Source organism: Pseudomonas sp. RIT-PI-S, assembly GCF_025642975.1.
Taxonomy (GTDB): Bacteria; Pseudomonadota; Gammaproteobacteria; order Pseudomonadales; family Pseudomonadaceae; genus Aquipseudomonas.
Genome location: NZ_JANZKJ010000004.1, coordinates 64,016 through 89,771, shown reverse-complemented (window position 1 = coordinate 89,771; position 25,756 = coordinate 64,016). Strand labels below are relative to the sequence as shown.

Below are 25,756 nucleotides of genomic sequence, written 5' to 3'. Positions count from 1 at the left end.
CCTGCCGTGCCCTGGAGGTTATTTCTTGCGTTTGGGGGCGATGACCATGATCAGCTGGCGTCCTTCCATCTTAGGATGCTGTTCAACGGCGCCGTATTCCGCGAGGTCACCTTCGACCCGCTTCAACAGATCCATGCCCAGCTCCTGGTGGGCCATCTCACGACCACGAAATCTCAAGGAAATCTTGGCCCTGTCCCCATCACTCAGGAAACGTACCAGGTTGCGCAGTTTTACCTGGTAATCCCCTTCTTCCGTCCCTGGACGAAACTTGATTTCTTTAATCTGGATCTGCTTCTGGTTCTTCTTGGCTTCGTTAGCCTGCTTCTTCTTTTCGAAGAGGTGCTTGCCGTAGTCCATGACCTTGCAGACGGGCGGTTGCGCGTCCGCGGAGATCTCAACCAGATCCAGCTTCGCTTCTTCAGCGATACGAAGCGCTTCATCAATAGAGACGATGCCAACCTGCTCACCGTCAGCACCGATTAACCGAACCTCGCGGGCCGAGATATTCTCGTTGATCGGGGCCTTCGGTGCAGTTCGTTTATCCTGTCTCATTTCACGCTTAATAATGATTACTCCAAATCTTGGCGACCACGCCGGGAAACCGCCTGTGCGAGGTACTCCTGGAACTGGGCGACCGGCATCGAGCCAAGGTCAGCACCTTCACGGGTACGCACGGCGACAGTTTGCGTCTCCACCTCACGATCCCCGATAACGAGCAAGAACGGGACCTTGAGCAGAGTATGCTCGCGGATTTTAAAGCCAATTTTCTCGTTTCTCAAGTCCGACTTGGCACGGAACCCGCTTCCATTGAGCATTCCTTCCACTTGGCGAGCAAAATCGGCCTGGTTGTCGGTGATATTCATGATCACCGCTTGAGTCGGTGCCAGCCATGCAGGGAAGGCGCCAGCGTAGTGCTCGATGAGCATGCCGATGAAGCGCTCGAACGAGCCGAGGATTGCCCGATGCAGCATCACTGGGCGCTTGCGGCCATTGTCTTCGGCGATATAGCTGGCGTCGAGGCGGTCCGGAAGGTTCGGATCGTACTGCAAGGTACCGCACTGCCAGCTACGGCCAAGGCAATCCTTGAGGGTGAATTCGATCTTCGGCCCATAAAACGCGCCTTCGCCCGGGAGATATTCCCACGGCAAGCCGGACTCGGTCAGGGCATCGGCCAAGGCTTTCTCGGCACGGTCCCACAGCTCTTCGGAGCCCACGCGCTTGGCGGGACGAGTGGAGAGTTTCATGGTGACGTCATGGAAGCCGAAGTCCTTGTAGACCTGCAGGGTCAACCGGATGAAATCGGCCGACTCGCGCTGCACTTGATCCTCGGTGCAGAAAATATGTGCGTCGTCCTGGGTAAAGCCACGTACCCGCATGATGCCGTGCAGTGCGCCCGAGGCCTCGTTGCGGTGGCAAGAGCCGAACTCGGCCATGCGCAGCGGCAAGTCGCGATAGGACTTGAGCCCCTGGTTGAAGATCTGCACATGACAGGGGCAGTTCATAGGCTTGACCGCATAGTCGCGGTTTTCCGACGCCGTGGTGAACATGTTCTCGGCGTAGTTGGACCAATGCCCAGAGCGCTCCCAGAGCACACGATCCACTACCTGCGGCGTGCGCACCTCAACATAACCGCTCTCACGCTGCACCTGGCGCATGTACTGTTCGAGCACCTGGTAGATGGTCCAGCCATTGGGATGCCAGAACACCATGCCCGGTGCTTCTTCCTGGAGATGGAAGAGGTCCAGTTGCTTGCCGATACGACGGTGGTCGCGTTTTTCGGCTTCTTCGATGCGCTGGATATAAGCCGCCAGCTGCTTTTTATCTGCCCAGGCAGTGCCGTAGACGCGCTGCAACTGCTCGTTCTTCGCGTCGCCGCGCCAGTAAGCCCCAGACAACTTGGTCAGCTTGAAGGCCTTCAGGAAGCGGGTATTGGGCACGTGCGGCCCACGACACATGTCCACGTACTCTTCGTGATAATACAGGCCCATGGCGGTTTCACCCGGCATGTCTTCGACCAGCCGCAGCTTGTAGTCCTCGCCACGCCCTTGGAACACTTCGATCACTTCTGCGCGAGGGGTCACCTTCTTGATGACGTCATACTCGGTATCGATCAGCTCACGCATGCGAGCTTCGATAGCGGCCATGTCGTCTGGGGTGAAGGGGCGCTCATAGGCAATATCGTAGTAAAAGCCGTCGTCGATGACCGGCCCGATGACCATTTTAGCGGTGGGATACAGCTGTTTCACCGCATGACCGACAAGGTGCGCACAGGAGTGGCGAATGATTTCCAGCCCGTCCTGATCCTTTGGCGTAATGATCTGAAGGGTGGCGTCGCTGTCGATCAGGTCGCAGGCATCGACCAGTTTGCCATCGACTTTGCCGGCGACCGTGGCCTTGGCCAGGCCAGCGCCGATGGATGCGGCGACTTCGGCTACGGATACAGGATGATCGAACGAACGCTGACTGCCGTCAGGAAGAGTGATGATGGGCATGGCGCCTCCTCTCCTAGTGGTGACCCCTACCAAAGGTCACGTGGGTTGGGATGAGCCAGTACAGGATTCGGCGGTATGCCTGCCTCACAGTGGCAGGAGCCAATGGCCAACCAGGAAACCGAACCGGAGTGACTGGAAATGGATTAAGTAGCCGCTTTATAAGCGGGCGGCCATCCTACCATAGTTGGCTCCAAGTGCTGGCTTGGATTGTTCCCAACTGCTCTACCGCATGGGCCAGGACGCATCTGCACAGAGCGAATCCGGAAACTTGCCTAGCGATGGCGCCTTGCGAGCTGGCCCAATGCCAGAATGCCGTTTGGAGCTTTTTCGCTTAATTTCAGCTTTTTTACCTTCCACGGGGTTCCCAAAGCCCCGTTTGTGTCTATGATGGCTGAGTGCTGTTCAGCAGAACGCACCCGCACTAGATACTTTTGTTTCCTGGAGATACACCCCATGTCCAATCGCCAAACCGGCACCGTCAAGTGGTTCAACGATGAGAAGGGCTTCGGCTTCATCACCCCTACTGGCGGTGGCGATGACCTGTTCGTCCATTTCAAGGCGATCGAATCTGACGGTTTCAAAAGCCTGAAAGAAGGTCAGAACGTTTCTTTCGTGGCTGAGAAAGGCCAGAAAGGGATGCAGGCCGCGCAGGTTCGTCCCGAGTAAGCTCGCGGGCTCCAGTGCTTGAAGAACCCGTCAGGGGAACCGCAAGATGCGGTCGACCTGGCGGGTTTTTCTTTGCCTGAGCGAACGGTCAGCCGCAATTGGCGCGGATGATCTTGCCGCTGTCATCGGCGTTGAGGTTCAACCGCTCAGAACGGTAATCCATGGTCACCGCATCGTGCGGGCCGAGGATTCGCCCCATCAGCGAACCCGAACGGGCCTTGGCTTGCTCGAGCAACGCTGCGGACGCCTGCTGCCCTACCGCGAACTGCGCGCCCTCGGCATTGCAGCGTCCCGCCTCCACGACCGGAGTGGCCTCCGCGCTTGCTGGTGCTTTCGGTGCAGAATTGGAACAGCCGCCCAGTAGCGCGGTCAGGGCCAATGCCCACCCGGCTTTACCCACATAACCCATGTAGCCTCCTCAGAATTAAAGCATTGCCACCCTGCGACCACATCGTGGCGGGGAGGTTGCAGCGCCCAAGTGTGCCTGTTAAGGCCCGGAGCGCGCTCGAGGAAAGGTGACAGAATGTTACGCGGTGGCGATGCAAGACGAGGCTCAATAGATATCGAGATAATCCGAGCGCGGATGGGGCCAGTTGCTCTGCAGGACGGCCTGGATCTTGGCAACCCAGGCATCGTCCTGGGCAGCGGCCGGCCCTACGCAGCCCGAGCCGGCTGCCCAGGTTTCGAGTCGAAAGCGTAGGCCCGCGAGGGCTTGGCCACCGATTGCCGAGGTCGAGAGCCAAGCGATGCCGGCTTCGTTTACCCGCAGTTGGCTGTGGGCTCGATCGCTGCCTTCGGCAAGCAAGCGGCGCACGGACACAAGGGAGGGTTCGCCGGGCAGGGTGAGATCTATAGGCATGGGGAAAACGCGCTGTTTTATACCTGGCCAGTGTGCCACGGCGCTTGGCTTATGCCTAAGTATCAGTGTCAAATGCCGTACAAAGTGATTAACTAATGCGCTCATCCTCGCGGCGGACCTGCCATGAACCTGACCCTTGTCACCGACATCAAGGCCAAATGGCCCGACGGGCAGTGCTCTTACAGCCCGGGAAATCCAGAAGAGCTCGCGATCATCAGCGTAGACCTGCTGGTGCGCGAGCTGGGCACCGAAGCGGCGCGGGCATTCATCGACCAGGTTTTCGAGCGCTTCGCCCACGAACCACGCTGCCCCGCGCCGGAGCCCATGCAGGCAGTGTAATCAAGGCAGGCGTGACAAGGCCGCCTCCAGCAGGCTGAAGAAGCCCTCGCTATCGGCGCCCGTCAGCCAGGTCACGCTCCCCGCCCCCATCGCCTCTTCGCGCAGCACGCTCCTGCCAAAATCCTCGCCTTCCTCGCAGGTCACTTCAACACTCGCAGCAATGCCCTCATAGAGCCCCGGGTCGAGCAGCCATCCGATGACATTGGCGTCGTGCACCGGCCCACCGGGCAAGCCATAGCGTTCGATGTCATGTTGGATATAGGGAGCTACCACGGCCGCTACCCGCTCACTCGCCCGAGTGCCCAGCGCCCCAATGTGCTCGAGGCGCTGATGACTGGTGAGCACCTTATGGGTGACATCCAGCGGGATATAAACCAGCGGAACATCGCTGGCCAGGACTTCGGCCGCAGCGTGAGGGTCGGCGAACAGGTTGAATTCAGCTGTGGGGGTAACGTTGCCCGCATTGAACCAGGCGCCACCCATGATCACTACCTGGCGCAGCGCACGAGCGATCTCCGGAGCGCGCCGCAACGCCAGGGCCAGGTTGGTCTGAGGCCCAAGCATCGCCAGGGTGATGCTAGCGGGGGCCGCGCCCCCGAGCGTGCGCACCAGGTAATCCACCGCAGGCTCGGCGGCCGCACCCTCTGCCGGAGGGTGCACGGCAAATTCGGGCAGGCCCTCGCTGCCATGAACGTGTTCGGCATACAAAGGTGCCCGCTGTAGGGGGCGGTCCGCACCGGCATACACAGGTACATCGCCGCGGCGCGCCCATTCGCGGATCAGGCAGGCGTTACGGGTGGTTTTTTCCAGCGTGACATTGCCGGCAACCGTAGTGATCGCCATCAGGTTCAGCGCTTCAGGATGGGCCATGGCCAGCAGCAGTGCGACCATGTCGTCCACGCCTGGATCGGTATCGATGATCAGGTTAAGCATAGGGGTCACCAGGGCCACGCCAGCACCTGCTGGCGATTCGGAATGGAAGGCTGAGCGCCCTCGCGGGTCACTGAGAGCGCCGCGGCTTGCTGCGCGAAGCGGATGGCTTCGACCTCGGCGCAGCCCTGTGCCAGCGCGGCGGCGAAGGCGCCAATAAAAGTATCGCCGGCTGCGGTTGCGTCAACGGCGCTCACCTGGAACGCCGGGAAGTGTTGCACCCCTTCAGGCCCGGCCAGTGCGGCCCCGGCCTCGCCCAGGGTGAGCAATACCTTGCCGGCGCCGCGCTCAAGCAACACCTGCGCCGCCGCTTCCGCCCCCTCCCGCCCGGCCACCGCCACGCCGGAAAGCAGCTGCGCCTCGCTTTCGTTAGGCACCAGATAGTCAATCCAGGGTAACCATTGAGCCGGCAACGGGCCGGTGGCAGGCGCGGGGTTCAGTATCACGGTCTTACCCAAGGCTTTTGCCCGGGCCAAGGTATGGCCCACGACGTGTTCAGGCACCTCCAGCTGGCAAACCACCACCTTGGCCGCCTGCAAGGCGCTCTCCAGCGCGTCCACCTGCCCAGGCGCCAGCGCGGCATTGGCGCCCGGCACAATCACAATGGTGTTCTGGCCAGCGGCGTCTACGGTGATCAATGCAACGCCGGTGGGGGCATCCGGGATGACACGCAGGCCATCGCAATCCACCCCATCATCCAACAAGGCCTGGCGCAGGGCGCGCCCGTTAGGATCGTCCCCGACACAGCCGATCATGCTCACCTGAGCCCCCAACCGGGCTGCCGCTACCGCCTGGTTAGCGCCCTTCCCGCCCGCCGCCGTGGCGAAGCTGGACCCAGAAATGGTCTGGCCTGGCCGCGGCAAGTCAGCGGCGCGCACGATCAAGTCCATATTCAGGCTGCCCACTACGACCACAACGGCTTGAGCCGGGGTATTTTCTTCGACGCTCATCGGTTCACTTCTTCCTGACTATGTTCGCGCGCTGCCTGCCCACCGGGCAGTGGCGCGGTGGATTCCCGCCTCACGATACGCGGGCTTATCACCTGCCGCCGTGGCGCGCCGGTTGCTTTGCCCTGCACCCGCTGCAGCAGACGGTCCGCGGCCAGCTCACCGAGCTCACGGATCGACTGGCCCACGGTGGTCAACGCGGGGTACACGTAACGGCACATCTGTATATCGTCAAACCCTATGACCGACAGGTCTCCAGGCACCTGCAGCCCCCGCTCGGCCGCGGCTCGCAATACGCCCATGCCCAACATATCGTTGGCGGCGAACACCGCGGTCGGCCGCGAATCGTTGAACAAGGCCGCGCCAGCCCGGTACCCCCCGTCTGCGCTGAAGTCACTGCCCAAGCGCCAGTGCGCGGGCACACTGAGCCCGGCTTCGGCCATGGCGCGATCGAAGCCCGCCTGGCGCAAGCGCGCTACGGACGCGCGAGCAGGCCCATTGACGCAAGCGATGCGGCGATGCCCCAACTCCAGCAAATGGCGAGTGGCGAGGTACGCGCCTTCAGTGTGGTCGATGCACACCAGGTCTGCTTCCACACCCGGCATTTCGCGGTCGACCACCACCAGCGGCGTGCTGAGCCACGCTCCTTCGCTGGGGCTGGCGTCGTCGACGGCGGCCAACACCAGGCCATCGATGCGTTTTTCCTGGAGCATGCGCAGATAGTTGCGCTGCTTGACCGGGTTGTCGTCGGAGTTGCACAGGATCACGCAGTAGCCGTTGCGCTCGCAGAAGTCTTCGATGCCGCGAGCGAGCTCAGCGAAATACGGGTTCATATTGTTTGGCAACACCAGCCCGATGGTCGCGGTAGCGCGTGCCTTGAGCGAGCGCGCAACGCCGCTGGGCACGTAGTCCAGCTGGGCGATGGCAGCCTCGACTTTCAAGCGCACGGCATCGCTCACCGGCCGGCTCTTGTTCAATACATGGGACACGGTGGTATAGGAAATGCCAGCCAGTGCCGCGACGTCCTTGATCGTGGCCATGTCAACCGCGCTGCCTGGCGCGACGGCTGCGGTAGGTGTCGAGAATGACCGCCACCACGATCACCGCGCCGGTAATCAAGCGCTTGGTGGGCTCGCTCGCGCCGATCTGGGCAAGGCCCGCCGCTAAAACGGAAATGATCAACACGCCGAACAGGGTGCTGACCACCGAACCGCGGCCCCCCATCAAGCTGGTGCCGCCGATGACGACCGCGGCAATCACCTGCAACTCCAGGCCAGCGCCGGCGTTAGGGTCCGCGGCCTCCAGACGCGAGACCTGGAATAACGCCGCCAGCCCCGCCAGCAGGCCCATGAACGAAAACACCAGTACTTTGTAGGGCCGCGGATCCACACCCACCAAGCGGACCGCCTCTTCATTGGTGCCGATCCCGACCAGATAACGGCCGAACACGCTACGGCTCAGTACCAGTTGAGCGCCCACCACGACCGCCAGGGCAATCAAGAAGGACGGCGAAATCCCCCACAGCAGGGGCTCGGATAACGCGCTATAGGCATCGCCGATATAGGCCGTGCGCGAGTCCGTCAGTTGATAAGCCGCGCCCCGGGCCATTTCCAGCACGCCGAGGGACACGATGAACGAGGGGATTCTCCAGGCTACCGTGACGGCGCCGGTAACAGTGCCGGCCAAGGTGGCACAGGCCAGGCCCAGGGCCGCCGAAGGCAATGCGCCCCAACCCCAGCCCAGCATCGCCACGCTGACCGCCCCAGCGGCCAGGGCCAGCACGGAGCCGACCGAAAGATCGATGCCGCCGATGATCAGCACGAAGGTCATGCCTACGGCCAGGACCATCAGGTCAGGGATCTGGTTAGCCAGCATGCTGAAAGTGCTATACGACAAAAAATGGCTGCTGAGCAGCGAAAACAGCACCACCAGCGCTAGCAGTGCGCCGCCCAGCCCCAGGTAGGTGCGCAGGGCCGCTGGCGCGTGGCGAAGGCGGCCAGGCCTTGGCGTGGGAGCAACGGTCGTTTTCATGAGTATTCCTTCGCCCCCACAGGGGCTTGATAAGGACGGCCGCCGGCAAGCGCCGCGGCCATCAGTTGTTCTTGGCTCCACTCGGCCCGGTCGAAGATGCCGGTCATGGCGCCCTCGCACATCACGCCGATCCTGTCGCACAGCAGCATCAGCTCGCGCAGGTCGCTGGACACCACGACCAGCGCCTTGCCCTGCCGGGTTAGGTCGCCAAGCAAGCGATAGATATCGAACTTGGCGCCCACGTCGATGCCTCGCGTAGGCTCATCGAACAGCAACACCTGGCAATCGCGCTCCAACCAGCGCCCGATCACCACCTTCTGCTGGTTGCCACCGGAGAGTTCCCCCACCGCCTGTTCAGGCCCGGCAGTGCGAATACGCATGGCGTCGATCTGTCGCCGCGCCAACGCATGCTCCTTGGCACTGTTCATCCAGCCCAGCGAAGACACCCGCGGCATATTGCCCAGCGCCAGGTTGGCGCTGATCGGCTGGTTGAGCAGCAGGCCCTCACCCTTACGGTCTTCACTGATCAGAGCGATGCCCTGGCGCACAGCCTCGGCCGGGGAACCGAGCGTCAGCGGCCGAGATGGGCTCCCCAGGCAGACCTGACCGGTGTCGGCCTGGTCCGCGGCGAAGATCAGCCGCAACAGCTCAGTGCGGCCGGCGCCGATCAGCCCGGAGATGCCGAAGATTTCCCCCTTCCGGACCTCGAAGCTGACCTCGCGCACCTTCTGCCCACGGCCCAGCCGCTGCACGCTCAACAGGGGAGCGCCTATGCGCCGCTCGCCCAGGTCGATGCGCTCGCCCAGCTCACGGCCCACCATAAGGTTGACCATCTGCGCTTCACTGAGGTCGCCGGTGCGCGCCACGGACACCAAGCGCCCATCACGCAACACCGCCACGCGCTGGGTGATGCGGGCGATCTCTTCCAGGCGGTGAGAGATGTACACCAGGGCCACGCCCGCCGCACGCAGGCGCTCGATCTGGGCGAACAGCAGCTCGACCTCACGGCCCGTCAGCATGGCCGTAGGCTCATCGAGGATCAGTACCCGGCAGTCCCCGATCAGGTTGCGGGCGATTTCCACCATCTGCTGATGGCCGATGCCCAGCTCTGCCACCAATGTGTCAGGGTCGAGCCCCTCCAGCCCGACCTTGGCCATGGCCTGGAGGGCCTGCTCACGCAGGCGCGGGCGATCCACCCAGCCCAAGCGCCGGGGCAGGCGCTCGAGGAACAGGTTTTCAGCGATGCTCAAGGTTGGCAGCAGGTTCAGCTCCTGCAGCACCATGCGCACGCCCTGGCGCTCCGCCTCGCGGCGGCTACCGGGGAGCCAGGGCTGATCCAGAAAACTCATGTGCCCGGTGGTCGGTGTTTCCAAACCGGCGATGATGCGCGACAAGGTACTCTTGCCTGCACCGTTTTCGCCGGTGAGGGCAAGTACCTCACCACCGATCAGCTCCAGGTCCACACCCCCCAGCACCGGCTGGTTGTAGGTCTTGCCGATCCCCTGCAGCCGCAGCAGCGGCACATTGGCACTCATTGCGCGGCCTGGGTAACCAGGTCAACGGGCGTTTGCACATTGCCGCCGCTTTCGGTTTTCTCACCCTTCACCCGACGCAACGCTTCTTCGATGCCGAACACCGCCTGGCGCGCCGCATATTGGTCGGCGGTAGCCAGCACTCGCCCGTCTTTGAGCATGGGCGCGATCGCCTTGATATTGTCGTAGCCCACCACCTGCACCTTGCCCGTCTTGCCGGCCGCGCGGACCGCCGAGACAGCACCCAAGGCCATGCTGTCGTTGCCAGCCAACAGGGCCTTGAGATCCGGGTATTCATTGAGCATGGCAGTGGCGACCGCATTGCCCTTGTCGATCTCCCAATTGCCCGACTGCACCGACACCACCTTCATGCCAGCGCTGCCCATGGCATCCTGGAAGCCAGCGGTGCGCTGCCGGGCGTTGGTAGTGGTAGGCACGCCTTCGATAATGCCTACCTCATCCCCCTTCGTCAGGCGACTGGCCAGGTATTCACCGACCTTACGCGCACCGGCACGGTTATCGGGGCCCACGAAAGGCACTTCCAGGCCTTTGCCCTTGAGCACGGTGGCGTCGAGCTGGTTATCGATGTTCACCACCTTGATGCCGGCATCCGTCGCTTTCTTGAGCACAGAAACCAAGGCCTTGGAGTCCGCCGGGGCGATGACCAGCGCATCGACTTTCGAGTTGATCATCTGCTCGACGATGCGAATTTGCGCGGCCGTGTCGGATTCATCCTTGATGCCATTAGAAATCAGGTCGAATTCAGCGGCGTGCTCCTTTTGATAATCCTTCGCGCCGTTTTCCATGGTCAGGAAAAACTCATTGGCGAGGGATTTCATTACCAGGGCGACTTGAGGCTTGTCCGCCGCGTAGGCAGGCGCGCCGGCGAGGCAGGCGGCAGTGAGAAGAGATACGGAAAGGCAGCGGAGAAACGGCAGCTTGTGCATGGGGCGTCCCTTTTTATGATTATTGGGCTCGTTGCCAGAGGAGGCAAACGTTTGCGCAACAAATATGGAAGGGGATTCGGCTGCTGTCAACCTGCGCGCGACATGTAGGAACCGTCCACGCCATAGGTAAGCGGATGCACGTGATAGGTTGCGAAAAACATTCGCTGATAATACTGTATGCGCATACAGCAACAAAAGGAAATGCCCAGTGCCCTCCCCTGCAGCTTCTGCTTTACCAGCAACGGCTTACGAACAACTTGCCCAGCGCGTTCAAAAAATCATTAACGCCCCAGCCGCTCAGCGCTCGCGCTCTGCACTGTTGTTCCGCCAGCCTCAGGAAACATCGGAGGACTTCCAGCGGCTGCTGGATGAAATCGCCGAAAACGACAACGTGACGCTGGCCTGGCGCGACGATGGCGGTATCCAGCTGTTCTGGGTGGTGCAGAGCGATGATTGAGCGGCGTTTACTGGCAGGCCTCGCTGGCCTGTGCCTGATGTTGGCCCTACCCGTTCAAGCCGAGGCACCGCGCACGTTCTCGGAGGCAAAGAAGATCGGCTGGCGCCTTTATGCACCGCAATCGACCGAGTTTTATTGCGGCTGCAAATACACCGGTAACAAGGTGGACCTCAAAGGCTGCGGCTACGTACCGAGGAAAAACCTCGTACGCGCCTCCCGCATCGAATGGGAGCATATCGTGCCTGCCTGGCAGATCGGCCATCAATTGCGCTGTTGGCAGGATGGCGGCCGGAAGAACTGCACCCGTAACGACAAGCTCTATCAACAAGCTGAAGCCGACTTGCACAACTTGGTGCCGAGCATCGGCGAGGTCAACGGCGATCGAAATAACTTCAGCTTCGGTTGGCTGCCCGAACAGCCCGGGCAGTACGGCAGCTGCCTGACCCAAGTGGACTTCAAGGCGCGTAAGGTCATGCCGCGCCCCACTATCCGCGGGATGATCGCTCGTACGTACTTCTATATGAGCAAGCGCTACAACCTTAAACTTTCACGCCAAGACATCCAGCTTTATCAAGCCTGGAACAAGACCTATCCGGTGCAGGCCTGGGAGCGCCAGCGCAACCAGCGGGTGGCCTGCGTGATGGGCCATGGCAACGAGTTCGTCGGCCCGGTCAACCTCAAGGCGTGCGGCTGAATCAGGGTGCCGGATGGGGCTCCACCACCGACTCGATGCCCTGGGTCGCCATCAGCCGGTCTCGCGTGGAGTCGGCCTCAGCACGGCTGGTGAAGGGGCCGAGGAATATCCGCGGCTGGCCATTCTGGCTAACCACGCTCGCCATGAAGCCATGCTCCACCAGCCGCGAGGTCATGTCGCTCAATGCGCCGCGGTTGTTGTCGGCAATGCGCACATCCCACCCGTTCGCGGCGTCGCCCGGCGCAACCTCAGGCGTCTCGGCCACCGGGGCGCCGCAAGCTGCACGTACCACTATGTTGGTGCCGTCCCGATCCAGCACGGCCTGATAGCCACTGTCGGTCTTGATGGCCGCATAGCTCTGGAAGCTGCCATAGTTGCCGCTGGCGTCCTTGCCCTTTACCTGCCCGCACACATTGCCCTGAGGAGTGGTGCGCACGTTGGTGAATTTTGCCGAGCCGGGGTTTTCCAGTTGAGCTGCCACTGCCTTGTGCCCTTCTTCCACCGCACTACCACAGCCAGCCAAGGCCAACACCACCGCCACACCTATCAGTTTGCGCACGCGCCCACCTCCATCGTTCGATGGCGCGCATTCTACCACCCTCGCCCGGCTGTCGGCTTGCGCGGCACGCTGTGGCATCATGTCGCTCCGATAACGTTCTGACCGAGACATCCATGCTTCCTACAGACGCCCGCCAGCAGTTGGCCTACGACCGCTTCCTGGCCTTGAACCCTGAGCTCGCCGAGGAAATCCGCGACCTCGACGCACGCGAACAACAGCAGCAAGTGCAGTGGGCTTTCGAGGATGCCGCCCAGAACGCGGGGCTGGAACCGTGGGAATACGTCCTGGAGCTGACTGCCGAGAGCCCCGAGGCCCTTGCCGCCATGCGCGAGGAAGTGCACCGGGAAGTCGCCGAGGCACTGGGCATGAGCTGGGACGACTATCGCGAGCTCAATGGGCTGTGACTGGCGGCGGGCTCGCGCGCTTCTCGCCGGGCTGCTCCAGTATCGCACAGCAAAAAGGGCGACCCTTGCGGATCGCCCTTTTTGTGCGCCTTGCGACGAAGCTGGTAGGCACAATTGGACTCGAACCAACGACCCCCACCATGTCAAGGTGGTGCTCTAACCAACTGAGCTATGTGCCTGCTGTGGGTGCGCATTCTACCCCTGCTTGCGAGCCTGTCAATGCGTTTTTACGTAAGCTGCTGAAATAATGAAGGTAAATTGCAGCAGGCTGCCGGTCTGGTTCCATCTCGGCCCGCTAGCGGTGATTAAAAAATTGGGGTAGGATTCGGCCGTCGTCAAGAATATTAAACAAAAGGTTGCTGAAATGGCGAACACCGCTTACCCGCCCTCCTACTACGCCGCGTCGGCTAATGCCGCCCCCGCGCGCCCTGCCCTGCAGGAAACCATCGAAGCCGACGTGTGCGTGGTTGGCGCCGGTTACACCGGGTTGTCTAGCGCATTGCACCTGCTCGAGCAGGGCTTTAGCGTAGTCATCGTTGAAGCCGCCAAAGTAGGTTTCGGCGCTTCGGGCCGTAATGGCGGCCAGATCGTCAACAGCTATAGCCGCGACATCGACGTCATCGAACGCACCGTCGGCCAACGTCAGGCCGAGTTGCTAGGTGCGATGGCGTTCGAAGGCGGGCGGATCATCCGTGAGCGCGTTGCCCGTTACAACATCGACTGCGACCTGAAGGATGGCGGTGTATTCGCGGCCATCACCAGCAAGCAGATGGGCCACCTCGAAGCGCAGAAGCGCCTCTGGGAGCGCTACGGCCATACTCAGCTGGAGCTGATGGACCAACGCCGCATCCGTGAGGTCGTCGCCTGCGACCAATACCTGGGCGGGATGCTGGATATGAGCGGCGGGCACATCCACCCGTTGAACCTGGCGCTGGGCGAGGCCGCTGCGGTCGAGTCCCTCGGCGGGCGAATCTTCGAACAAACCCCGGCCACGCGGATCGATCGCGGCCCTAACCCTGTGGTGCATACGCCTCAAGGGCAGGTGAAGGCCAAGTTCGTGATCGTCGCCGGCAACGCCTACCTTGGCAACCTGGTTCCGGAACTAAGCGCCAAATCCATGCCCTGCGGCACCCAGGTCGTCACTACCGAGCCGCTGAGCGATGAGCTGGCGCACAGCCTGTTGCCACAGGACTACTGCGTAGAAGACTGCAACTACCTGCTCGATTACTACCGCCTGACCTCGGACAAACGGCTGATCTTCGGCGGCGGCGTAGTCTACGGCGCGCGGGATCCGGCCAACATCGAGGCGATCATCCGGCCGAAAATGCTCAAGGCGTTTCCCCAGCTCAAGAATGTGAAGATCGACTTCGCCTGGACCGGCAACTTCCTGCTGACGCTGTCGCGCCTGCCCCAGGTCGGCCGTATCGGCGACAGTATCTATTATTCCCAAGGGTGCAGTGGGCACGGCGTGACCTATACCCACTTGGCGGGCAAGGTGCTGGCCGAGGCCCTGCGTGGCCAGGCCGAGCGCTTCGATGCCTTCGCCGCGCTGCCGCACTATCCCTTCCCTGGTGGCCACGCGCTGCGAGTGCCGTTGTCGGCGTTGGGCGCCTGGTACTACAGCCTTCGCGACAAGCTGGGCGTCTGACCTCAGCGCCCGCCCAGGGCATTGAGCGCTTTCGCCGCTGCCTGCTCTTGCCCCGCCTGGCCTAGCCGGGCGGCGGCCTCTCGCCAGCGAGCCGGATCGACATCTGCCGGCAATTGCGTTGGCCCTTGCACCAGTACGGCCCAATTCCCCGCTGCCTGCCACGCCGAAACGAAGTCTGAGAAAGTCATGAGTTGCCGGCGCTCTTCCCCAGAGCGCAGCAGCACATGGCTCTTGAAACGATCGTAGCCGACCAGCAGCGCATAGCGGTCCGTGCCCCAGAACGCCGCTCCGCCGCGATACCGCAATAGCACGGGGTTACCGGCGGCCACCTGGGCGAGCAGTGCCTGGAATTGATCATCGAGGGAATACACGACCATCCCGTAGGCGCGCGCCGCCTGTTCCATGCTCCGGTCCAAGGCAGGAGGCTTGGCGGGCAGCTTCAAATAGGGTGCGACCAGGCCGGGCGTGACGCTCACACCTCGCTCGCGAAGCAATGCAGCCAAGGCGGTCGGCGCGCCCTGATCGTCATCCCCGCGATAAAACGGCACCGCGGTCAGCTCTACACGGTCCGGCAACTGGCCAATGCGCGGCGCCGGTAGGTCCGCGCAACTCGACAGCAAAGTCGCCAAAGCCAACGCCAAGGCACCACGTTTGAACGAGCGGTTTAAAATATCTGACGGCATGACGTCCTCGAACCCATACCGGAAACCCGTTTCCGGCCAGCCCGCATCATAGGTGGACCCACGCTTGAGGTACAGGCCAGGCGAAGCCTGTTCGAATGGTCTGCAATGCGCTGCGCTACTGCCCGGTGGCAACCGCTCGTCACACCCCGGAAACATAGTGGCCACTAGACTGCTCCTATAACAAACGCCTGCGTTTGTTAAGCCAGAAGGAGGTACGCTGATGAGCCTGACAGTGGCGATACTCATGATGATAACGGCTTGGTTGCTGGTGGCAGCCGCCATGCTCTGGGGAGTGCTGCGGATTGCTCGCCGTCACCACTCCACCGCCGCGCCCAAATCACGGGCCAAGGCTGCCCAGCCTAACCGGGCAGCAGGGCGGCACCGTCTCGCGAGCGCTCACTAGGCAGCGCCTGTTCAGTTCGCGCTGCTGGCCCTGCGACGGGCCCGGCGGGCCCACAGGTTGAGGCACTCGACCCCGGCGGCAAAGGCCATGGCGGTATAAACGTAACCCTTGGGCACATGCGCGCCGAAGCCCTCGGCGATCAGGATCATGCCGATCATGATCAAAAAGCCCAGCGCCAGCATGACCACGGTCGGGTTGTGATTTATAAACCGGGCCAGGGGCTCGGAAGCCAGCAGCATCACCAGAACGGCCACCACGACTGCCACGACCATGATAGGCAGGTGCTGGGTCATGCCCACCGCCGTAATGATGCTGTCGACGGAAAATACCAAGTCCAGCATTAGAATCTGCCCGATCGCGGCAGCGAAGCCTATCCCAACCTTTGCGCTGGCGCTGGCGTCTGCCTGCGCCTCGGGGTCCACACTATGGTGGATCTCGGTGGTGGCCTTCCAGAGCAGGAACAGGCCACCTGCGATCAGGATCATGTCCTTCCAGGACAGCCCATGCCCTGCTATCTCGATCACCGGCGTGGTGAGGGTGACGATGAAGGCAACGGTGCTCAGCAGCCCCAGGCGCAGCACCAGTGCCATGCCGATCCCTAGGCGCCGCGCCTTGGTGCGGTGCGCCTCGGGCAGCTTGTTGGTAAGGATGGAAATGAAAATCAGGTTGTCGATGCCCAACACCACTTCCATCACGATCAGCGTAGCCAGCGCCGCCCAGGCGGCCGGGCTTGCCAACAGGTCCATCAGGTATTCCATAACGCGACTCCAGGCCGGGGATGAATGACGCTCATTCTAGTTCGGCCTATACTTCCGGAAAATTCGTATTTCTAACTTCAATTGTTCGTTAATAACGAAGTATAGGCTCATGCTCAATTACCGTCAGTTGCACTATTTCTGGATGGTTGCCCGCACCGGAAGCATCACCCGCGCCTGTGAGCAACTGAACCTGACGGCACCGACGATCAGCGGGCAATTGTCACTGCTCGAGGGTAGCCTGGGTCTGCGTTTGTTTCAGAAAGTTGGCCGGCACCTGGAGTTGACCGAAGACGGCCGGCGAGTGCTGACCTACGCCGAGCCGATGTTCGAAGCCGGGGCCGCCTTGGAAGCGATGATTCGCGCGCAACCCGGCCAGCAGCCGTTGATGTTTCGAGTAGGGGTTGCCGATGTGGTGCCTAAATCCATCGTTTATCGGCTATTGGCCCCGACCATGGCGCCCGATGCCTTGCCGCTACGCCTGACCTGCCGGGAGGACAAGCTCGAGCGGCTTCTGGCGGACCTGGCGATCCAGCGGCTTGACCTGGTGATTTCCGACAGCCCTGTGCCGCCGCAGTTGGACATCAAAAGCCGTACGCTCAAGCTAGGGGAATGTGGCATCGGTTTTTTTGCCACCCAACGCCTGGCCAAGGCTTGCACCGGCCCCTTCCCCGCCTGCCTGGAGAATGCCCCGCTATTGATTCCCGGATCGCAAAGCGTGGTGCGTGGTCGTCTGCTGCGGTGGCTGGAGGATTGCCAGGTCAATTACCGGGTGGTCGGCGAGTTCGACGACAGCGCCCTGATGCAAGCCTTTGGCTTGGCGGGGAGCGGGGTTTTCGTGGCCCCGCGGGTTATCGCCGATGACCTGCTGCGCCAGGGCGATCTTCACCTGTTGGGTGAAACCGATGCGGTTGCCGAGGCTTTCTATGCCATTTCCGTGGAACGCCGGGTGAATCATCCGGGCATCCTGGCCGTCGCTGAAGGCGCGCGGCTGGGCCTTTTCCAGCAATAGTCGCCTCCCCCTACCGCAACCGTAGGCAAGACCCTACTCTATGAACCCGGCCCGAACAGGAACTGCGTGATGACTGAAGAACACCCCGAGCCGCAACTGCCGGAATTGAACGCTGCGGATGTGCGCATCCTCGGCTGCCTGGTGGAAAAGCAGGCGAGCAACCCGGAAACCTACCCACTAACCCTCAACGCACTGGTGCTGGCGTGTAACCAGAAAACCAGCCGCGATCCACTGATGCAGCTCTCGCCAGGCGAAGTGGGCCAACGCTTGAGGTCGCTAGAAGGCGCAGGGCTGACGCGGCTGGTCATGGGTAACCGCGCCGACCGCTGGGAGCATCGGCTGGATAAAGCCCTGGAATTGGTCCCGGCACAGGTGGCGCTCATCGGCTTGCTGTTTCTGCGCGGCGCCCAGACCATCGGCGATTTGCTGACCCGCAGCAGCCGCCTGCATGCATTCGATGACGCCGAACAAGTGCGTCATCAGCTCGAGCGGCTGATCGCCCGGGGTTACGCGCATCAACTGCCGCGCCAGGCCGGGCAGCGGGAAGTACGTTACACACATGGCTGGGCGGACCTTGCGCAGATACCCGCCGCCAACGGCCCCGCTGAATCCATCGAAAGCGCGGCTGATAGCCGGATCGAAGCCCTGGAAGCCCGGGTGGCTGCTCTGGAAGCGCGGCTGGCTGGGCTGGGGCTGGATTAGTTCAGGCCTGGTCGATAATCACACTGCGTTGTTCGATCATCGCGTCTAACGCCGCGATACGCTTCGCGATCGTTTTCCGGCAGCGCATCCCGGTGAGCGGCGGCGCGTGTCAGCGCCAGGTCGAAAGGGCCGTACCTGAAGCAGAGGGTTTCAAGGTTTGCACGTTGCACGTCGCTGGCATCACCCGCCAGCGTCAGTGATCTAGGATGCATGCACTAAGGTGCATGCGCGCGGCGCTGAGCACCATTGGACTTCTGTGCGTGCAGCGCAGCACCCAGCGAGGCGAAGCGAGATGACAAGACTGCTGATCGGGCTCAAGCACGGCCTGTTCGGGTACGACTCCGAGACCGGTGGCGCCCCCGTGTCGCTATTCCCGGGAATCCAGCCACTGTCGGTCGCCGTCGACCCCGGGCAACCTGCGCGGCTCTACTGCGCCACCTATGACCGCGGCCTATGGCGGAGCGAGGACTTCGGTAGAACCTGGGTTCCGGTCGGCACGCCGCAAGATTACTTCGGGCCACCTGCGCCGGGGAGCATAGAGCCGCGCGCAACGACCTATGTCTCGGTTTGTTCCATACCTGAGGCGGACGGTCGGCATGCGGTTTGGGTCGGCACGGAGCCAAGCCGGCTTTACTGCTCGACCGATCATGGTCAGACGTTTACCTGCGTGTCGCCGCTCGAGCTGCCTTCCCGCGCACAGTGGTCATTCCCGCCGCGGCCCGCCACGCATCATGTACAACGCATTGCGCAGGGGGCGAACGGCTGGTTGCATGTGGCGATCGAGGCCGGTGCAATGTTGCGCAGCTGCGACGGCGGGCGGACCTTCCACGATCGCCTCCCAGACAGCCCGATCGACGCACACGTGCTACTCACGCATCCAAAGGCCCCGGGCAGGCTCTATGCGGCGCTTGGCGATGCCCTGTTCACGGCCGGGCGGTCCTTCGCCGAAAGCTTCGATGATGGCGACAGTTGGAGTTATTCCGGCCAGGGCCTGGAGTCGATGCCGTATCTCTATGGGTTGGCGATCAATCCGGAAGATCCGGATGACATCCGGGTCGCTGCCTCCCGGAATCCGCAAGCAGCGCATGCCGGTGGCGGATCATCCATATGGCGACGCGAAGCGCAGAGGTGGGTGGAGGACGGCGACGGCTTTGCGCGCGAGCAGAGCCTGGTGCCCGTGCTGGCGGCCGATCCCGCAGATCAGGGTAGCTGGTTCGCGCTGTCGGACCAGGGCCTGTTTGCAAAGAAGCGTGGCGCCACTGCCTGGGCCCGGTTGGCGGCACCTGACGATTGGCGCGGCATGCACCCCACTACCCTCACCGTCTTGCAACACCAAACGAAAGGGCAGCTCAAGCAGCCTTAGCGGAAAAACGTACCCATGACCGGAGCAGCAACGGGCATTGTTGCTTCATTGGAAGGCTCTGGCGCTGGAAGTGCCATTGTCGGCGCGCCGAGCCTTCCTGAGCGTGAGCAGCCAGACGATCACTCAGCAGCGGCGAAAGCAGTCGCCTCTTCCACCAAGGCCAATTCCGGGCGCACTCCGGTGTAAAGCACGAACTGCTCCAGCGCCTGCAGCGCTACTACATCCTGCCCGTTGATCACAGGCTTGCCCGCAGCCTCTGCCGCGACAATGAGCGGGGTCCGCGCCGGGATCGCCACCACGTCGAATACCACCGTGGCGCGGTCGATGGCTTGTTGGCTGAACGCCAGGGTATCGGCTTCAGGCCCGCCGGCCATGCCAAGGGGGGTTACGTTAACCAGCAAGTCTGCCTGCAGCCCGCTTTCGTCCGCCTGCCATGTAAAGCCGCAACGCTCGGCCAGGGCTTTGCCGGCATCAGCGTTACGAGCGATCAGCACGCCATTGCGAAAGCCCGCATCACGAAAGGCGCAGGCCACCGCCTGGGCCATGCCCCCACTGCCGCGCAGGGCCAAGCGCAGGGTGGGCGCCAAGGCATGACGGTCGATGAGCTGACGGATGGCCAGGTAATCGGTGTTGTAGGCTTTCAAGTAGCCGGCGTCGTTGACGATAGTGTTAATAGAGTCGATGGCTGCCGCTGAGGCGTCCAACTCATCCACTAGAGGAATGCAGGCCTGCTTGAACGGCATGGATACCGCGCAACCGCGAATGCCAAGCGCGCGAATACCGGAAATAGCCGCCGGCAGGTCGGTGGTAGTGAATGCCTTGTAGAAAAAGTCCAGGTCCAGGGCACGGTACAGGAAGTTATGGAAGCGAGTACCGAAGTTGCCAGGGCGCGCCGCTAGAGACATGCAGAGCTGAGTGTGTTTATTCGGGTAAATAGCCATTGAAGATCCGGCAGAGGGTGGATAGTTAAAGAATACGATACGTGAACTTACAGAACCTTTACCGTTCGCGCCCGCAAGTTTGACCCCTTTAGCTGTCATAGTGTTTACGGCAGTCCCAGGACCCGAGGGCGGGCTCCAGGCTCCGTCGTATTACGAGGAACCATCATGATTCGTCATCTACCCAAGATCGCCCTTCTCGTCGGCGCTTTGAGCCTCGCTGGCCAGGCGTCCGCACACGGCGGCGGCGTTGGCCCAGGTGTACTTGGCGCGGTGCTCGGCGCCGCGGTCGTAGGCGCGGTCGTGGCCCGACCAGCTCCGGTATATGTGCAGCAGCCGGTGTATGTCGCGCCGCAGCCCGTGTACGTGCAGGCGCCCCTACCGCCGGTTTATTACCAACCCGCGCCGGTCTATGTCGCACCGCCACCGCCGCCTGGCTACTATGCGCCGCGCCCCTATTACGGCCCGCCACGCTGGTAGAATCTCTCGCCCTCGAATGGCCAATGATGTAAAATGGCCACTATCGAGGGCGCCCCTGTCGCCGGCTCGCTCAGGCCTACATTGAGCGCATTGAGTCCGCGAGGTTCCTTGCATGTTTGGTTATCGCATCATGAACGTTATCGGTAGCGCCGTGCCTGAGCGCCTGCGCGACCTCGGCCTGCTCGCGTGCTGGTATGTAGTGCTGGACGGGCACGTCATCAGCCCGCCATTGATGTCTCGCAAGGATGCCGAACAGTACCGTTCCGACCTTCGTAAAGGCATTGCCGCCTGATCGGCCGACGCGCTGATTTTCTACGCCGCCGGTCGCGGTATCACGCAATTGAGCACCAACCGCTCGCCCGAGATGAAGAAACATTTAGCCGCCTGGGCAATCGACAGGCACTTGGCCATAAATTTACAATGCGGCTACTTTCGATGGCATGGCTGCCATACTTCTCCCTTTCTTGCGAGCGATCTTCGTGAAAACCCCTCTTTCGATACTCAGCCTATGCCTCGTGCTCGCAGGCGCTTGCATCTCGTCGAATGTGTCGGCCGGCGAAACCACGCTGGCACGGGATCCGTCCCAACTGCACCTGGCCTCGCACAGTGCCTTGCTGGTAGACCTGCAAACCAACCAGGTCATCTATGAAAACAAGCCGGACCAAGTAGTGCCTATCGCTTCGGTCACCAAGTTGATGACGGCCATGGTAGTGCTTGATGCCAAGCAGTCGATGACGGAAGACATCACTGTCGATATCAGCCAGACCAAAGAAATGAAAGGTGTGTTTTCCCGGGTAAAGCTTGGCAGCACCCTTAACCGCCACGACATGTTGCTGATCGCGCTGATGTCCTCGGAAAACCGCGCCGCAGCGAGCCTTGCACATCACTACCCGGGCGGTTACAGCGCCTTTATCGCGGCGATGAACGCCAAGGCCAAGGCCCTTGGGATGAGCCACACTCGCTACGTGGAACCGACGGGATTATCCGAGCAGAACGTCTCCACCGCTCGCGACCTCAGCAAGTTGCTGATAGCTGCGCGGCGCTACCCCATGTTGTCGGAATTGAGCACGACCAAGGAAAAGACGGTCGCGTTCAAGAAGCCTAATTACACCCTGGGCTTCCATAACACCGACCATTTGCTGAATCAAAAGAACTGGGACATCCAGATCACCAAGACTGGCTTTACCGACAAAGCCGGTCATTGCCTGGTGCTGGTGACCAGCATGGGCGGCCGGCCCGTGGCCATGGTGATCCTTGACGCGTTTGGCAAGTACACCCACTTCGCCGATGCCAGCCGTTTGCGCAGCTGGGTCGAGACCGGCCGTAGCACCAAGGCGCCGGCGGTGGCCATGCAATACAAGGCCGAGAAGCACCGCCAGCTGGCGGATTGAAGCAGCCACGGCCTGGGTAGGCCGTAGCCACCAGGCTCAGCCTGCGGGGGCGCAGGCCAGGCATGGCGCCTTCGGCGTTCATAACCGAGCCTGCGCCGAACCCTGGAATCTCCCACAGGCTGGGCCTAGCCGTGACTGGATCAGGCCGTGGTGCTGACACCCGTGCCGCTGGTGCCGCTACCCTCTTCGGCCAAGGCCTGAACAAGTTCCGCGGTCGCGGTTTGCAACTGCGAGTTGGTGGCCGTCACCTGGGCCTGGGCCGCGGCCACCGCCGCCGCCTTCTGCTCTTCGCTGCCATTGCCACTCATGGCCTTCTGCAAGGCCTGCTGCTCTTGGGCCAATTCCTTGCGCAACTCGGCGATCTGCTTTTGCAGCTTGGTAATCTTGGTGTCGGAGCTATCGCTGGAGCTGGCGCTGCCTGCCGCCCCACCCGCCACGGGCGCGGGCCCAGCGGTCTTGACAGCGGCCTGGCTGCTGGCGGTCGCCGTAGCGGCGGCGCTCGCCGTGGTATCGTCGGTCGCGGCCGTCGTGGTAGAGGTGGCAGCCTTGGTGCCGCTGCTCACGGTCTGGATGTTGATGTTCGAAGCGATGGCTGAAATGCTGGTCATACGGGAACCCTGTAGACGGTTTATGGGCCTACCTTTGATCGGCAGCAACCGCGCAGGCTTTAGAACAGATTGGTATCGCCCGTGTATCAACACGCTTACTCGCCCGAGCGGCGTGGCGAGCAGATGAAATAATCTTCAAATAGCGCTTAACCGAAACTTGGCACAATGCCACGGTCCGCTTTCGACCTGCAGGTACCTTCCATGACACGTGTATTGACCATCGAAGACGATGCCGTTACCGCCCGGGAAATAGTGGCGGAACTGAGCAACCATGGCCTGGAAGTGGATTGGGTCGACAACGGCCGCGAGGGCTTGGTCAAGGCGGTCAGCGGCGTGTATGACGTGATCACCCTGGATCGCATGCTTCCGGAGCTCGATGGCCTGGCGATCGTCACCACGCTGCGCACCATCGGCGTGTCCACCCCGGTGCTGATGATCAGCGCGTTATCCGACGTAGATGAGCGTGTGCGCGGCCTGCGCGCCGGCGGCGACGATTACCTGACCAAGCCATTCGCTTCGGACGAAATGGCCGCCCGTGTGGAAGTCCTGCTGCGCCGCAAGCAGGCCAGCGCTGCCCAGGACAACACCCTCAGGGTGGCTGACCTGGAGCTGGACTTGATCACCCGCGAGGCCCGGCGCGGCGGCCAGCCACTGAACCTGTTGCCCACCGAGTTCAAGCTGCTGGAATTTCTAATGCGTAACGCCGGCCAGGTGCTGACCCGAATGATGATCTTCGAAGAGGTGTGGGGCTATCACTTCGATCCGGGGACCAACCTGATCGACGTGCACATCGGCCGCCTGCGCAAGAAAATCGACCCTGCCGGCACACCGCCGCTGATCAAGACCGTGCGGGGCTCCGGCTATGTCATTGCCGAACCCGTCTAAGGGTTGGCGATCTTCCAGCAGCCGGCTGCTGGCGCTATACAGCTTTCTTTTCGTCGCCTGGAGCAGCATCTTGCTCGGCGTGCTGTATTTCGAAGTATCGGACTACCTCAACAGCCTGGCGCGGCAGTCGCTGATGGAGCGCCAGCATCTGTTTGCCCGCTTTGCCGGGCGTGACCTGGAAGACGCCCTGGCGGCGAGCCAGGCCTTCGACGACCGCGCTTTCGATGCCTACGGCCTGTTCGACGACGAACTCTACCCGGTGGCCGGTGAACTTCGGCGCATTCCCCGTGGCCTGGCGCTGGACGGCGAGATCTACGAGCTGGACGACTGCATCGACACCAATGACCCCAAACTGCCGCAGGACAGCTGCGCCGCCGTCGCCATGCCCACCCGGGACGGCCGCTGGCTGGTGCTGGTGCGGGACAATGGCTCGGTGTTCGCGGTCACCCACATCATTCTGCGAGCCCTGCTATGGGGCGTGTCGCTGACCATCCTGCCGGGTGCCGCAGGCTGGCACCTGTTGCGTCGCCGCCCACTGCGGCGAATTCGAAAAATCCAGGCCAGCGCCGAAGCGATCATGGCTGGCGACCTCGCCGGGCGCCTGCCGCTGTCCAACCGCCGCGACGAACTGGACATGCTGGCGGCGATCGTCAACGCCATGCTCGACCGTATCGAGAAATTAATGCTCGAGGTCAAAGGGGTGTGCGATAACATCGCTCACGACTTGCGCACGCCCCTCACCCGCCTTCGGGCCCAGCTCTATCGGATCAAGCAACAGACTGACGACAGCTCCGCCCAGGCGCAGCAGCTCGACCAGGCCATTGCCGACACCGATACCCTGATGGCGCGGTTTCGCGGCCTGCTGCGGATTTCCGAGATCGAGGACCATCGCCGCCGTTCCGGCTTCGTGGAACTGGACCCGCTGGAACTGCTGCGTGAGCTGCATGACTTCTACCTGCCACTGGCCGAGGAAGGCGAGCTGACGCTAGACCTCGAAACCCCTGCGACGCTACCGCCTATCGTTGGCGACCGTGCCCTGCTGTTCGAGGCGATCGGCAACCTGCTGAGCAATTCGATCAAGTTCACCCCTGCCGGTGGCCGCGTGCTGCTGCGCGCCGAGCTGCACAATGGCAGTACCCGCCTCAGCGTCGAGGATTCCGGCCCTGGCATCCCACAAGGCGAACGCCAGGCGATCTTCCAGCGCTTCTACCGCAGCGATGATTCCGCCCAAGGCGGCTTCGGCCTGGGGTTGTCGATTGTGGGGGCGGTGGTGAACCTGCATGGCTTCGGCCTGGAAGTGACCGACAGCACCCTTGGCGGGGCCAGCCTGGTGCTGGACTGCCGCCCCACCAATGCACTGGTTGCCACATGAACGTCCTCTACATTGCCGAACAACCTGATCAGGCGCTGATGCAGGTGTTCGCCGACCATGCCGGGGCTATCGTCAGCACCGCGCCAGAGCACGCCGACCGGCACTGGCAAGGGCGCTACCGGTTCATCGTGCTGGACCTGCCCCAGGCCCGACAGGATCTGCTGACCAAGGCGGTGGGCCGGCGTGGGCATGCCCGATTGTTGGTAGTGCTCGACCAGAGCGATTCGAGCACCCGCGCCCGCGTGCTTAAAGCCGGCGCCGACTTGTGCCTGCCTCGGCCGCTGAGCGCCGAGGAGTTGCAAGCGCGCATGCAGGCCCTCAGCCGCCAGTATGCGGCGCCAGCGCCCGAGCCCGCGCCAGGGCTGTGGTTGTCCAGCAACCGCCTGTTGCTGGGCCGGGGCAATTGCCAGCAAAGCGTCACCGTTACCGAGCAACGGTTGCTGGCATTGCTCGCGGCCCATGACGAGCCGATCAGCCGGCAAATGATCGAAGACCACCTCTGGGGCGCCACCCAGCCTTCTCGGGGCCCGCTGATCGAACGGCATATCTGCAACCTGCGGCGCAAACTGGCCGAGCTGGGCTTGCCCTATGCGCTGCAAACCCTGCGTGGCTACGGCTATTGCCTCAACGAGGCGCTGCGCCTACGCATCGATTGAGCC

31 protein-coding genes and 1 tRNA gene are annotated in these 25,756 nt (G+C 62.3%); 16 read left to right on the top strand and 16 right to left on the bottom strand.

Going from position 1 to position 25,756, the window contains the following annotated elements; translation table 11 throughout:
- Positions 1 to 18: 18 nt before the first annotated feature.
- Together infC and thrS are read right to left on the bottom strand one after the other, a co-directional pair.
- Positions 19 to 570 carry a translation initiation factor IF-3 gene (gene infC / locus OGL93_RS08230; RefSeq protein ID WP_263262332.1) on the bottom strand — a complete coding sequence of 184 codons (552 nt, stop codon included), beginning with the start codon at positions 568 to 570 and terminating at the stop codon, positions 19 to 21.
- Positions 570 to 2,492 (bottom strand): threonine--tRNA ligase, encoded by a 1,923-nt coding sequence (gene thrS / locus OGL93_RS08225; protein ID WP_263262078.1) that lies wholly within the window; start codon positions 2,490 to 2,492, stop codon positions 570 to 572. Before thrS ends, infC begins: the two co-directional genes overlap by 1 nt.
- Before the next feature lie 453 nt (positions 2,493 to 2,945).
- Here thrS and OGL93_RS08220 point away from each other — a divergent pair, with 453 nt between their 5' ends.
- Positions 2,946 to 3,158, top strand: coding sequence for a cold-shock protein (locus OGL93_RS08220; RefSeq protein ID WP_263262077.1), 213 nt, complete (start codon positions 2,946 to 2,948; stop codon positions 3,156 to 3,158).
- A gap of 88 nt (positions 3,159 to 3,246) precedes the next feature.
- On the opposite strand, the gene OGL93_RS08215 is transcribed toward OGL93_RS08220, so the two are convergent.
- Both OGL93_RS08215 and OGL93_RS08210 read right to left on the bottom strand, forming a co-directional pair.
- Positions 3,247 to 3,567: an I78 family peptidase inhibitor gene (locus OGL93_RS08215; protein ID WP_263262075.1), complete on the bottom strand. Its 321-nt coding sequence runs from the start codon at positions 3,565 to 3,567 to the stop codon at positions 3,247 to 3,249.
- Between the two features lie 144 nt (positions 3,568 to 3,711).
- On the bottom strand, positions 3,712 to 4,017 hold the full coding sequence (locus tag OGL93_RS08210; protein ID WP_263262074.1) for a hypothetical protein: 306 nt from the start codon (positions 4,015 to 4,017) through the stop codon (positions 3,712 to 3,714).
- 123 nt (positions 4,018 to 4,140) lie between these two features.
- Between OGL93_RS08210 and OGL93_RS08205 the strand changes: the two genes are divergently transcribed.
- Complete coding sequence (locus tag OGL93_RS08205; protein ID WP_263262073.1) at positions 4,141 to 4,356, top strand: hypothetical protein; 216 nt, start codon at positions 4,141 to 4,143, stop codon at positions 4,354 to 4,356.
- Here OGL93_RS08205 and OGL93_RS08200 read toward each other — a convergent pair whose 3' ends face one another.
- From OGL93_RS08200 to OGL93_RS08175, 6 genes are read right to left on the bottom strand one after another with little or no spacing between them, the layout of a single operon-like run.
- Positions 4,357 to 5,289 carry a nucleoside hydrolase gene (locus OGL93_RS08200; protein ID WP_263262072.1) on the bottom strand — a complete coding sequence of 311 codons (933 nt, stop codon included), beginning with the start codon at positions 5,287 to 5,289 and terminating at the stop codon, positions 4,357 to 4,359.
- 5 nt (positions 5,290 to 5,294) lie between these two features.
- A complete protein-coding gene (rbsK, locus tag OGL93_RS08195; RefSeq protein ID WP_263262071.1) occupies positions 5,295 to 6,236 on the bottom strand; it encodes a ribokinase in 942 nt (313 codons plus the stop codon).
- Positions 6,233 to 7,273 carry a LacI family DNA-binding transcriptional regulator gene (locus OGL93_RS08190; protein ID WP_263262069.1) on the bottom strand — a complete coding sequence of 347 codons (1,041 nt, stop codon included), beginning with the start codon at positions 7,271 to 7,273 and terminating at the stop codon, positions 6,233 to 6,235. Before OGL93_RS08190 ends, rbsK begins: the two co-directional genes overlap by 4 nt.
- Before the next feature lies 1 nt (position 7,274).
- Positions 7,275 to 8,264, bottom strand: a complete 990-nt coding sequence (locus OGL93_RS08185) for an ABC transporter permease (RefSeq protein ID WP_263262067.1) — start codon at positions 8,262 to 8,264, stop codon at positions 7,275 to 7,277.
- Positions 8,261 to 9,799, bottom strand: a complete 1,539-nt coding sequence (locus OGL93_RS08180) for a sugar ABC transporter ATP-binding protein (RefSeq protein ID WP_263262066.1) — start codon at positions 9,797 to 9,799, stop codon at positions 8,261 to 8,263. Before OGL93_RS08180 ends, OGL93_RS08185 begins: the two co-directional genes overlap by 4 nt.
- On the bottom strand, positions 9,796 to 10,743 hold the full coding sequence (locus OGL93_RS08175; protein ID WP_263262064.1) for a sugar ABC transporter substrate-binding protein: 948 nt from the start codon (positions 10,741 to 10,743) through the stop codon (positions 9,796 to 9,798). The genes OGL93_RS08180 and OGL93_RS08175 overlap by 4 nt, the downstream gene beginning before the upstream one ends.
- A 208-nt stretch (positions 10,744 to 10,951) precedes the next feature.
- Between OGL93_RS08175 and OGL93_RS08170 the strand changes: the two genes are divergently transcribed.
- Positions 10,952 to 11,200, top strand: a complete 249-nt coding sequence (locus tag OGL93_RS08170) for a DUF1654 domain-containing protein (protein WP_263262063.1) — start codon at positions 10,952 to 10,954, stop codon at positions 11,198 to 11,200.
- Between the two features lie 37 nt (positions 11,201 to 11,237).
- Positions 11,238 to 11,894, top strand: a complete 657-nt coding sequence (locus OGL93_RS08165; RefSeq protein ID WP_263262331.1) for an endonuclease I family protein — start codon at positions 11,238 to 11,240, stop codon at positions 11,892 to 11,894.
- Position 11,895: 1 nt separating this feature from the next.
- Here OGL93_RS08165 and OGL93_RS08160 read toward each other — a convergent pair whose 3' ends face one another.
- Positions 11,896 to 12,453: an SPOR domain-containing protein gene (locus OGL93_RS08160; RefSeq protein WP_263262061.1), complete on the bottom strand. Its 558-nt coding sequence runs from the start codon at positions 12,451 to 12,453 to the stop codon at positions 11,896 to 11,898.
- Between the two features lie 113 nt (positions 12,454 to 12,566).
- On the opposite strand from OGL93_RS08160, the gene OGL93_RS08155 reads away from it, so the two are divergent.
- Positions 12,567 to 12,857 (top strand): DUF6388 family protein, encoded by a 291-nt coding sequence (locus tag OGL93_RS08155; RefSeq protein ID WP_263262059.1) that lies wholly within the window; start codon positions 12,567 to 12,569, stop codon positions 12,855 to 12,857.
- A 102-nt stretch (positions 12,858 to 12,959) separates the two neighbouring features.
- Here OGL93_RS08155 and OGL93_RS08150 read toward each other — a convergent pair.
- Positions 12,960 to 13,036, bottom strand: a tRNA-Val gene (locus tag OGL93_RS08150).
- A gap of 185 nt (positions 13,037 to 13,221) precedes the next feature.
- Between OGL93_RS08150 and OGL93_RS08145 the strand changes: the two genes are divergently transcribed.
- Positions 13,222 to 14,505 (top strand): FAD-binding oxidoreductase, encoded by a 1,284-nt coding sequence (locus OGL93_RS08145; RefSeq protein ID WP_263262057.1) that lies wholly within the window; start codon positions 13,222 to 13,224, stop codon positions 14,503 to 14,505.
- Positions 14,506 to 14,507: 2 nt separating this feature from the next.
- Here the strand turns inward: OGL93_RS08145 and OGL93_RS08140 are convergent, their stop codons facing one another.
- Positions 14,508 to 15,188: a peptidase C39 family protein gene (locus tag OGL93_RS08140; RefSeq protein ID WP_263262056.1), complete on the bottom strand. Its 681-nt coding sequence runs from the start codon at positions 15,186 to 15,188 to the stop codon at positions 14,508 to 14,510.
- Between the two features lie 220 nt (positions 15,189 to 15,408).
- Between OGL93_RS08140 and OGL93_RS08135 the strand changes: the two genes are divergently transcribed.
- A complete protein-coding gene (locus OGL93_RS08135) occupies positions 15,409 to 15,591 on the top strand; it encodes a hypothetical protein (protein ID WP_263262055.1) in 183 nt (60 codons plus the stop codon).
- Between the two features lie 11 nt (positions 15,592 to 15,602).
- Here the strand turns inward: OGL93_RS08135 and OGL93_RS08130 are convergent, their stop codons facing one another.
- Entirely contained in the window at positions 15,603 to 16,349 is a 747-nt protein-coding gene (locus OGL93_RS08130) for a TerC family protein (RefSeq protein WP_263262054.1), read from the bottom strand.
- A gap of 109 nt (positions 16,350 to 16,458) precedes the next feature.
- Here OGL93_RS08130 and nhaR point away from each other — a divergent pair, with 109 nt between their 5' ends.
- From nhaR to OGL93_RS08115, 3 genes are all read left to right on the top strand, one after another.
- On the top strand, positions 16,459 to 17,358 hold the full coding sequence (gene nhaR, locus OGL93_RS08125) for a transcriptional activator NhaR (protein ID WP_263262052.1): 900 nt from the start codon (positions 16,459 to 16,461) through the stop codon (positions 17,356 to 17,358).
- A 69-nt stretch (positions 17,359 to 17,427) separates the two neighbouring features.
- Positions 17,428 to 18,060, top strand: coding sequence for a DUF480 domain-containing protein (locus tag OGL93_RS08120; protein WP_263262050.1), 633 nt, complete (start codon positions 17,428 to 17,430; stop codon positions 18,058 to 18,060).
- Between the two features lie 292 nt (positions 18,061 to 18,352).
- Positions 18,353 to 19,423, top strand: coding sequence for a sialidase family protein (locus OGL93_RS08115; protein WP_263262048.1), 1,071 nt, complete (start codon positions 18,353 to 18,355; stop codon positions 19,421 to 19,423).
- A 119-nt stretch (positions 19,424 to 19,542) separates the two neighbouring features.
- Here the strand turns inward: OGL93_RS08115 and OGL93_RS08110 are convergent, their stop codons facing one another.
- Positions 19,543 to 20,364 (bottom strand): shikimate 5-dehydrogenase, encoded by an 822-nt coding sequence (locus tag OGL93_RS08110; RefSeq protein WP_263262046.1) that lies wholly within the window; start codon positions 20,362 to 20,364, stop codon positions 19,543 to 19,545.
- A gap of 165 nt (positions 20,365 to 20,529) precedes the next feature.
- Here OGL93_RS08110 and OGL93_RS08105 point away from each other — a divergent pair, with 165 nt between their 5' ends.
- The 3 genes from OGL93_RS08105 (at position 20,530) to pbpG (ending at position 22,232) form a co-directional block, all read left to right on the top strand.
- Entirely contained in the window at positions 20,530 to 20,841 is a 312-nt protein-coding gene (locus OGL93_RS08105; protein WP_263262045.1) for a hypothetical protein, read from the top strand.
- A 112-nt stretch (positions 20,842 to 20,953) separates the two neighbouring features.
- On the top strand, positions 20,954 to 21,133 hold the full coding sequence (locus OGL93_RS08100; protein WP_263262044.1) for a hypothetical protein: 180 nt from the start codon (positions 20,954 to 20,956) through the stop codon (positions 21,131 to 21,133).
- 187 nt (positions 21,134 to 21,320) lie between these two features.
- A complete protein-coding gene (gene pbpG / locus OGL93_RS08095; RefSeq protein ID WP_263262043.1) occupies positions 21,321 to 22,232 on the top strand; it encodes a D-alanyl-D-alanine endopeptidase in 912 nt (303 codons plus the stop codon).
- Positions 22,233 to 22,372: 140 nt separating this feature from the next.
- Here pbpG and OGL93_RS08090 read toward each other — a convergent pair whose 3' ends face one another.
- Complete coding sequence (locus tag OGL93_RS08090) at positions 22,373 to 22,840, bottom strand: hypothetical protein (protein WP_263262042.1); 468 nt, start codon at positions 22,838 to 22,840, stop codon at positions 22,373 to 22,375.
- A 201-nt stretch (positions 22,841 to 23,041) separates the two neighbouring features.
- On the opposite strand from OGL93_RS08090, the gene OGL93_RS08085 reads away from it, so the two are divergent.
- Genes OGL93_RS08085 through OGL93_RS08075 form a run of 3 tightly spaced genes read left to right on the top strand, consistent with a single transcriptional unit; the run spans position 23,042 to position 25,753 of the window.
- A complete protein-coding gene (locus tag OGL93_RS08085) occupies positions 23,042 to 23,725 on the top strand; it encodes a response regulator transcription factor (protein ID WP_263262041.1) in 684 nt (227 codons plus the stop codon).
- Positions 23,703 to 25,097 (top strand): HAMP domain-containing sensor histidine kinase, encoded by a 1,395-nt coding sequence (locus OGL93_RS08080; protein ID WP_263262040.1) that lies wholly within the window; start codon positions 23,703 to 23,705, stop codon positions 25,095 to 25,097. Before OGL93_RS08085 ends, OGL93_RS08080 begins: the two co-directional genes overlap by 23 nt.
- On the top strand, positions 25,094 to 25,753 hold the full coding sequence (locus tag OGL93_RS08075; protein WP_263262038.1) for a winged helix-turn-helix domain-containing protein: 660 nt from the start codon (positions 25,094 to 25,096) through the stop codon (positions 25,751 to 25,753). Before OGL93_RS08080 ends, OGL93_RS08075 begins: the two co-directional genes overlap by 4 nt.
- Positions 25,754 to 25,756: the final 3 nt, after the last annotated feature.

What these genes read in the sequence shown, in the direction of transcription:
- OGL93_RS08165 (WP_263262331.1), top strand. Translation starts at nt 11,238, where the DNA reads ATGTTGGCCCTACCCGTTCAAGCCGAGGCACCGCGCACGTTCTCGGAG.
- OGL93_RS08215 (WP_263262075.1), bottom strand. Translation starts at nt 3,567, where the DNA reads ATGGGTTATGTGGGTAAAGCCGGGTGGGCATTGGCCCTGACCGCGCTA.
- OGL93_RS08120 (WP_263262050.1), top strand. Translation starts at nt 17,428, where the DNA reads ATGACTGAAGAACACCCCGAGCCGCAACTGCCGGAATTGAACGCTGCG.
- OGL93_RS08090 (WP_263262042.1), bottom strand. Translation starts at nt 22,840, where the DNA reads ATGACCAGCATTTCAGCCATCGCTTCGAACATCAACATCCAGACCGTG.
- OGL93_RS08140 (WP_263262056.1), bottom strand. Translation starts at nt 15,188, where the DNA reads ATGCCGTCAGATATTTTAAACCGCTCGTTCAAACGTGGTGCCTTGGCG.
- OGL93_RS08175 (WP_263262064.1), bottom strand. Translation starts at nt 10,743, where the DNA reads ATGCACAAGCTGCCGTTTCTCCGCTGCCTTTCCGTATCTCTTCTCACT.
- OGL93_RS08075 (WP_263262038.1), top strand. Translation starts at nt 25,094, where the DNA reads ATGAACGTCCTCTACATTGCCGAACAACCTGATCAGGCGCTGATGCAG.
- OGL93_RS08190 (WP_263262069.1), bottom strand. Translation starts at nt 7,273, where the DNA reads ATGGCCACGATCAAGGACGTCGCGGCACTGGCTGGCATTTCCTATACC.
- OGL93_RS08180 (WP_263262066.1), bottom strand. Translation starts at nt 9,799, where the DNA reads ATGAGTGCCAATGTGCCGCTGCTGCGGCTGCAGGGGATCGGCAAGACC.
- OGL93_RS08210 (WP_263262074.1), bottom strand. Translation starts at nt 4,017, where the DNA reads ATGCCTATAGATCTCACCCTGCCCGGCGAACCCTCCCTTGTGTCCGTG.
- OGL93_RS08080 (WP_263262040.1), top strand. Translation starts at nt 23,703, where the DNA reads ATGTCATTGCCGAACCCGTCTAAGGGTTGGCGATCTTCCAGCAGCCGG.
- OGL93_RS08200 (WP_263262072.1), bottom strand. Translation starts at nt 5,289, where the DNA reads ATGCTTAACCTGATCATCGATACCGATCCAGGCGTGGACGACATGGTC.
- OGL93_RS08110 (WP_263262046.1), bottom strand. Translation starts at nt 20,364, where the DNA reads ATGGCTATTTACCCGAATAAACACACTCAGCTCTGCATGTCTCTAGCG.
- OGL93_RS08100 (WP_263262044.1), top strand. Translation starts at nt 20,954, where the DNA reads ATGTTTGGTTATCGCATCATGAACGTTATCGGTAGCGCCGTGCCTGAG.
- OGL93_RS08220 (WP_263262077.1), top strand. Translation starts at nt 2,946, where the DNA reads ATGTCCAATCGCCAAACCGGCACCGTCAAGTGGTTCAACGATGAGAAG.
- OGL93_RS08145 (WP_263262057.1), top strand. Translation starts at nt 13,222, where the DNA reads ATGGCGAACACCGCTTACCCGCCCTCCTACTACGCCGCGTCGGCTAAT.
- thrS (WP_263262078.1), bottom strand. Translation starts at nt 2,492, where the DNA reads ATGCCCATCATCACTCTTCCTGACGGCAGTCAGCGTTCGTTCGATCAT.
- OGL93_RS08185 (WP_263262067.1), bottom strand. Translation starts at nt 8,264, where the DNA reads ATGAAAACGACCGTTGCTCCCACGCCAAGGCCTGGCCGCCTTCGCCAC.
- OGL93_RS08155 (WP_263262059.1), top strand. Translation starts at nt 12,567, where the DNA reads ATGCTTCCTACAGACGCCCGCCAGCAGTTGGCCTACGACCGCTTCCTG.
- nhaR (WP_263262052.1), top strand. Translation starts at nt 16,459, where the DNA reads ATGCTCAATTACCGTCAGTTGCACTATTTCTGGATGGTTGCCCGCACC.
- rbsK (WP_263262071.1), bottom strand. Translation starts at nt 6,236, where the DNA reads ATGAGCGTCGAAGAAAATACCCCGGCTCAAGCCGTTGTGGTCGTAGTG.
- OGL93_RS08115 (WP_263262048.1), top strand. Translation starts at nt 18,353, where the DNA reads ATGACAAGACTGCTGATCGGGCTCAAGCACGGCCTGTTCGGGTACGAC.
- OGL93_RS08135 (WP_263262055.1), top strand. Translation starts at nt 15,409, where the DNA reads ATGAGCCTGACAGTGGCGATACTCATGATGATAACGGCTTGGTTGCTG.
- OGL93_RS08205 (WP_263262073.1), top strand. Translation starts at nt 4,141, where the DNA reads ATGAACCTGACCCTTGTCACCGACATCAAGGCCAAATGGCCCGACGGG.
- OGL93_RS08085 (WP_263262041.1), top strand. Translation starts at nt 23,042, where the DNA reads ATGACACGTGTATTGACCATCGAAGACGATGCCGTTACCGCCCGGGAA.
- OGL93_RS08105 (WP_263262045.1), top strand. Translation starts at nt 20,530, where the DNA reads ATGATTCGTCATCTACCCAAGATCGCCCTTCTCGTCGGCGCTTTGAGC.
- OGL93_RS08130 (WP_263262054.1), bottom strand. Translation starts at nt 16,349, where the DNA reads ATGGAATACCTGATGGACCTGTTGGCAAGCCCGGCCGCCTGGGCGGCG.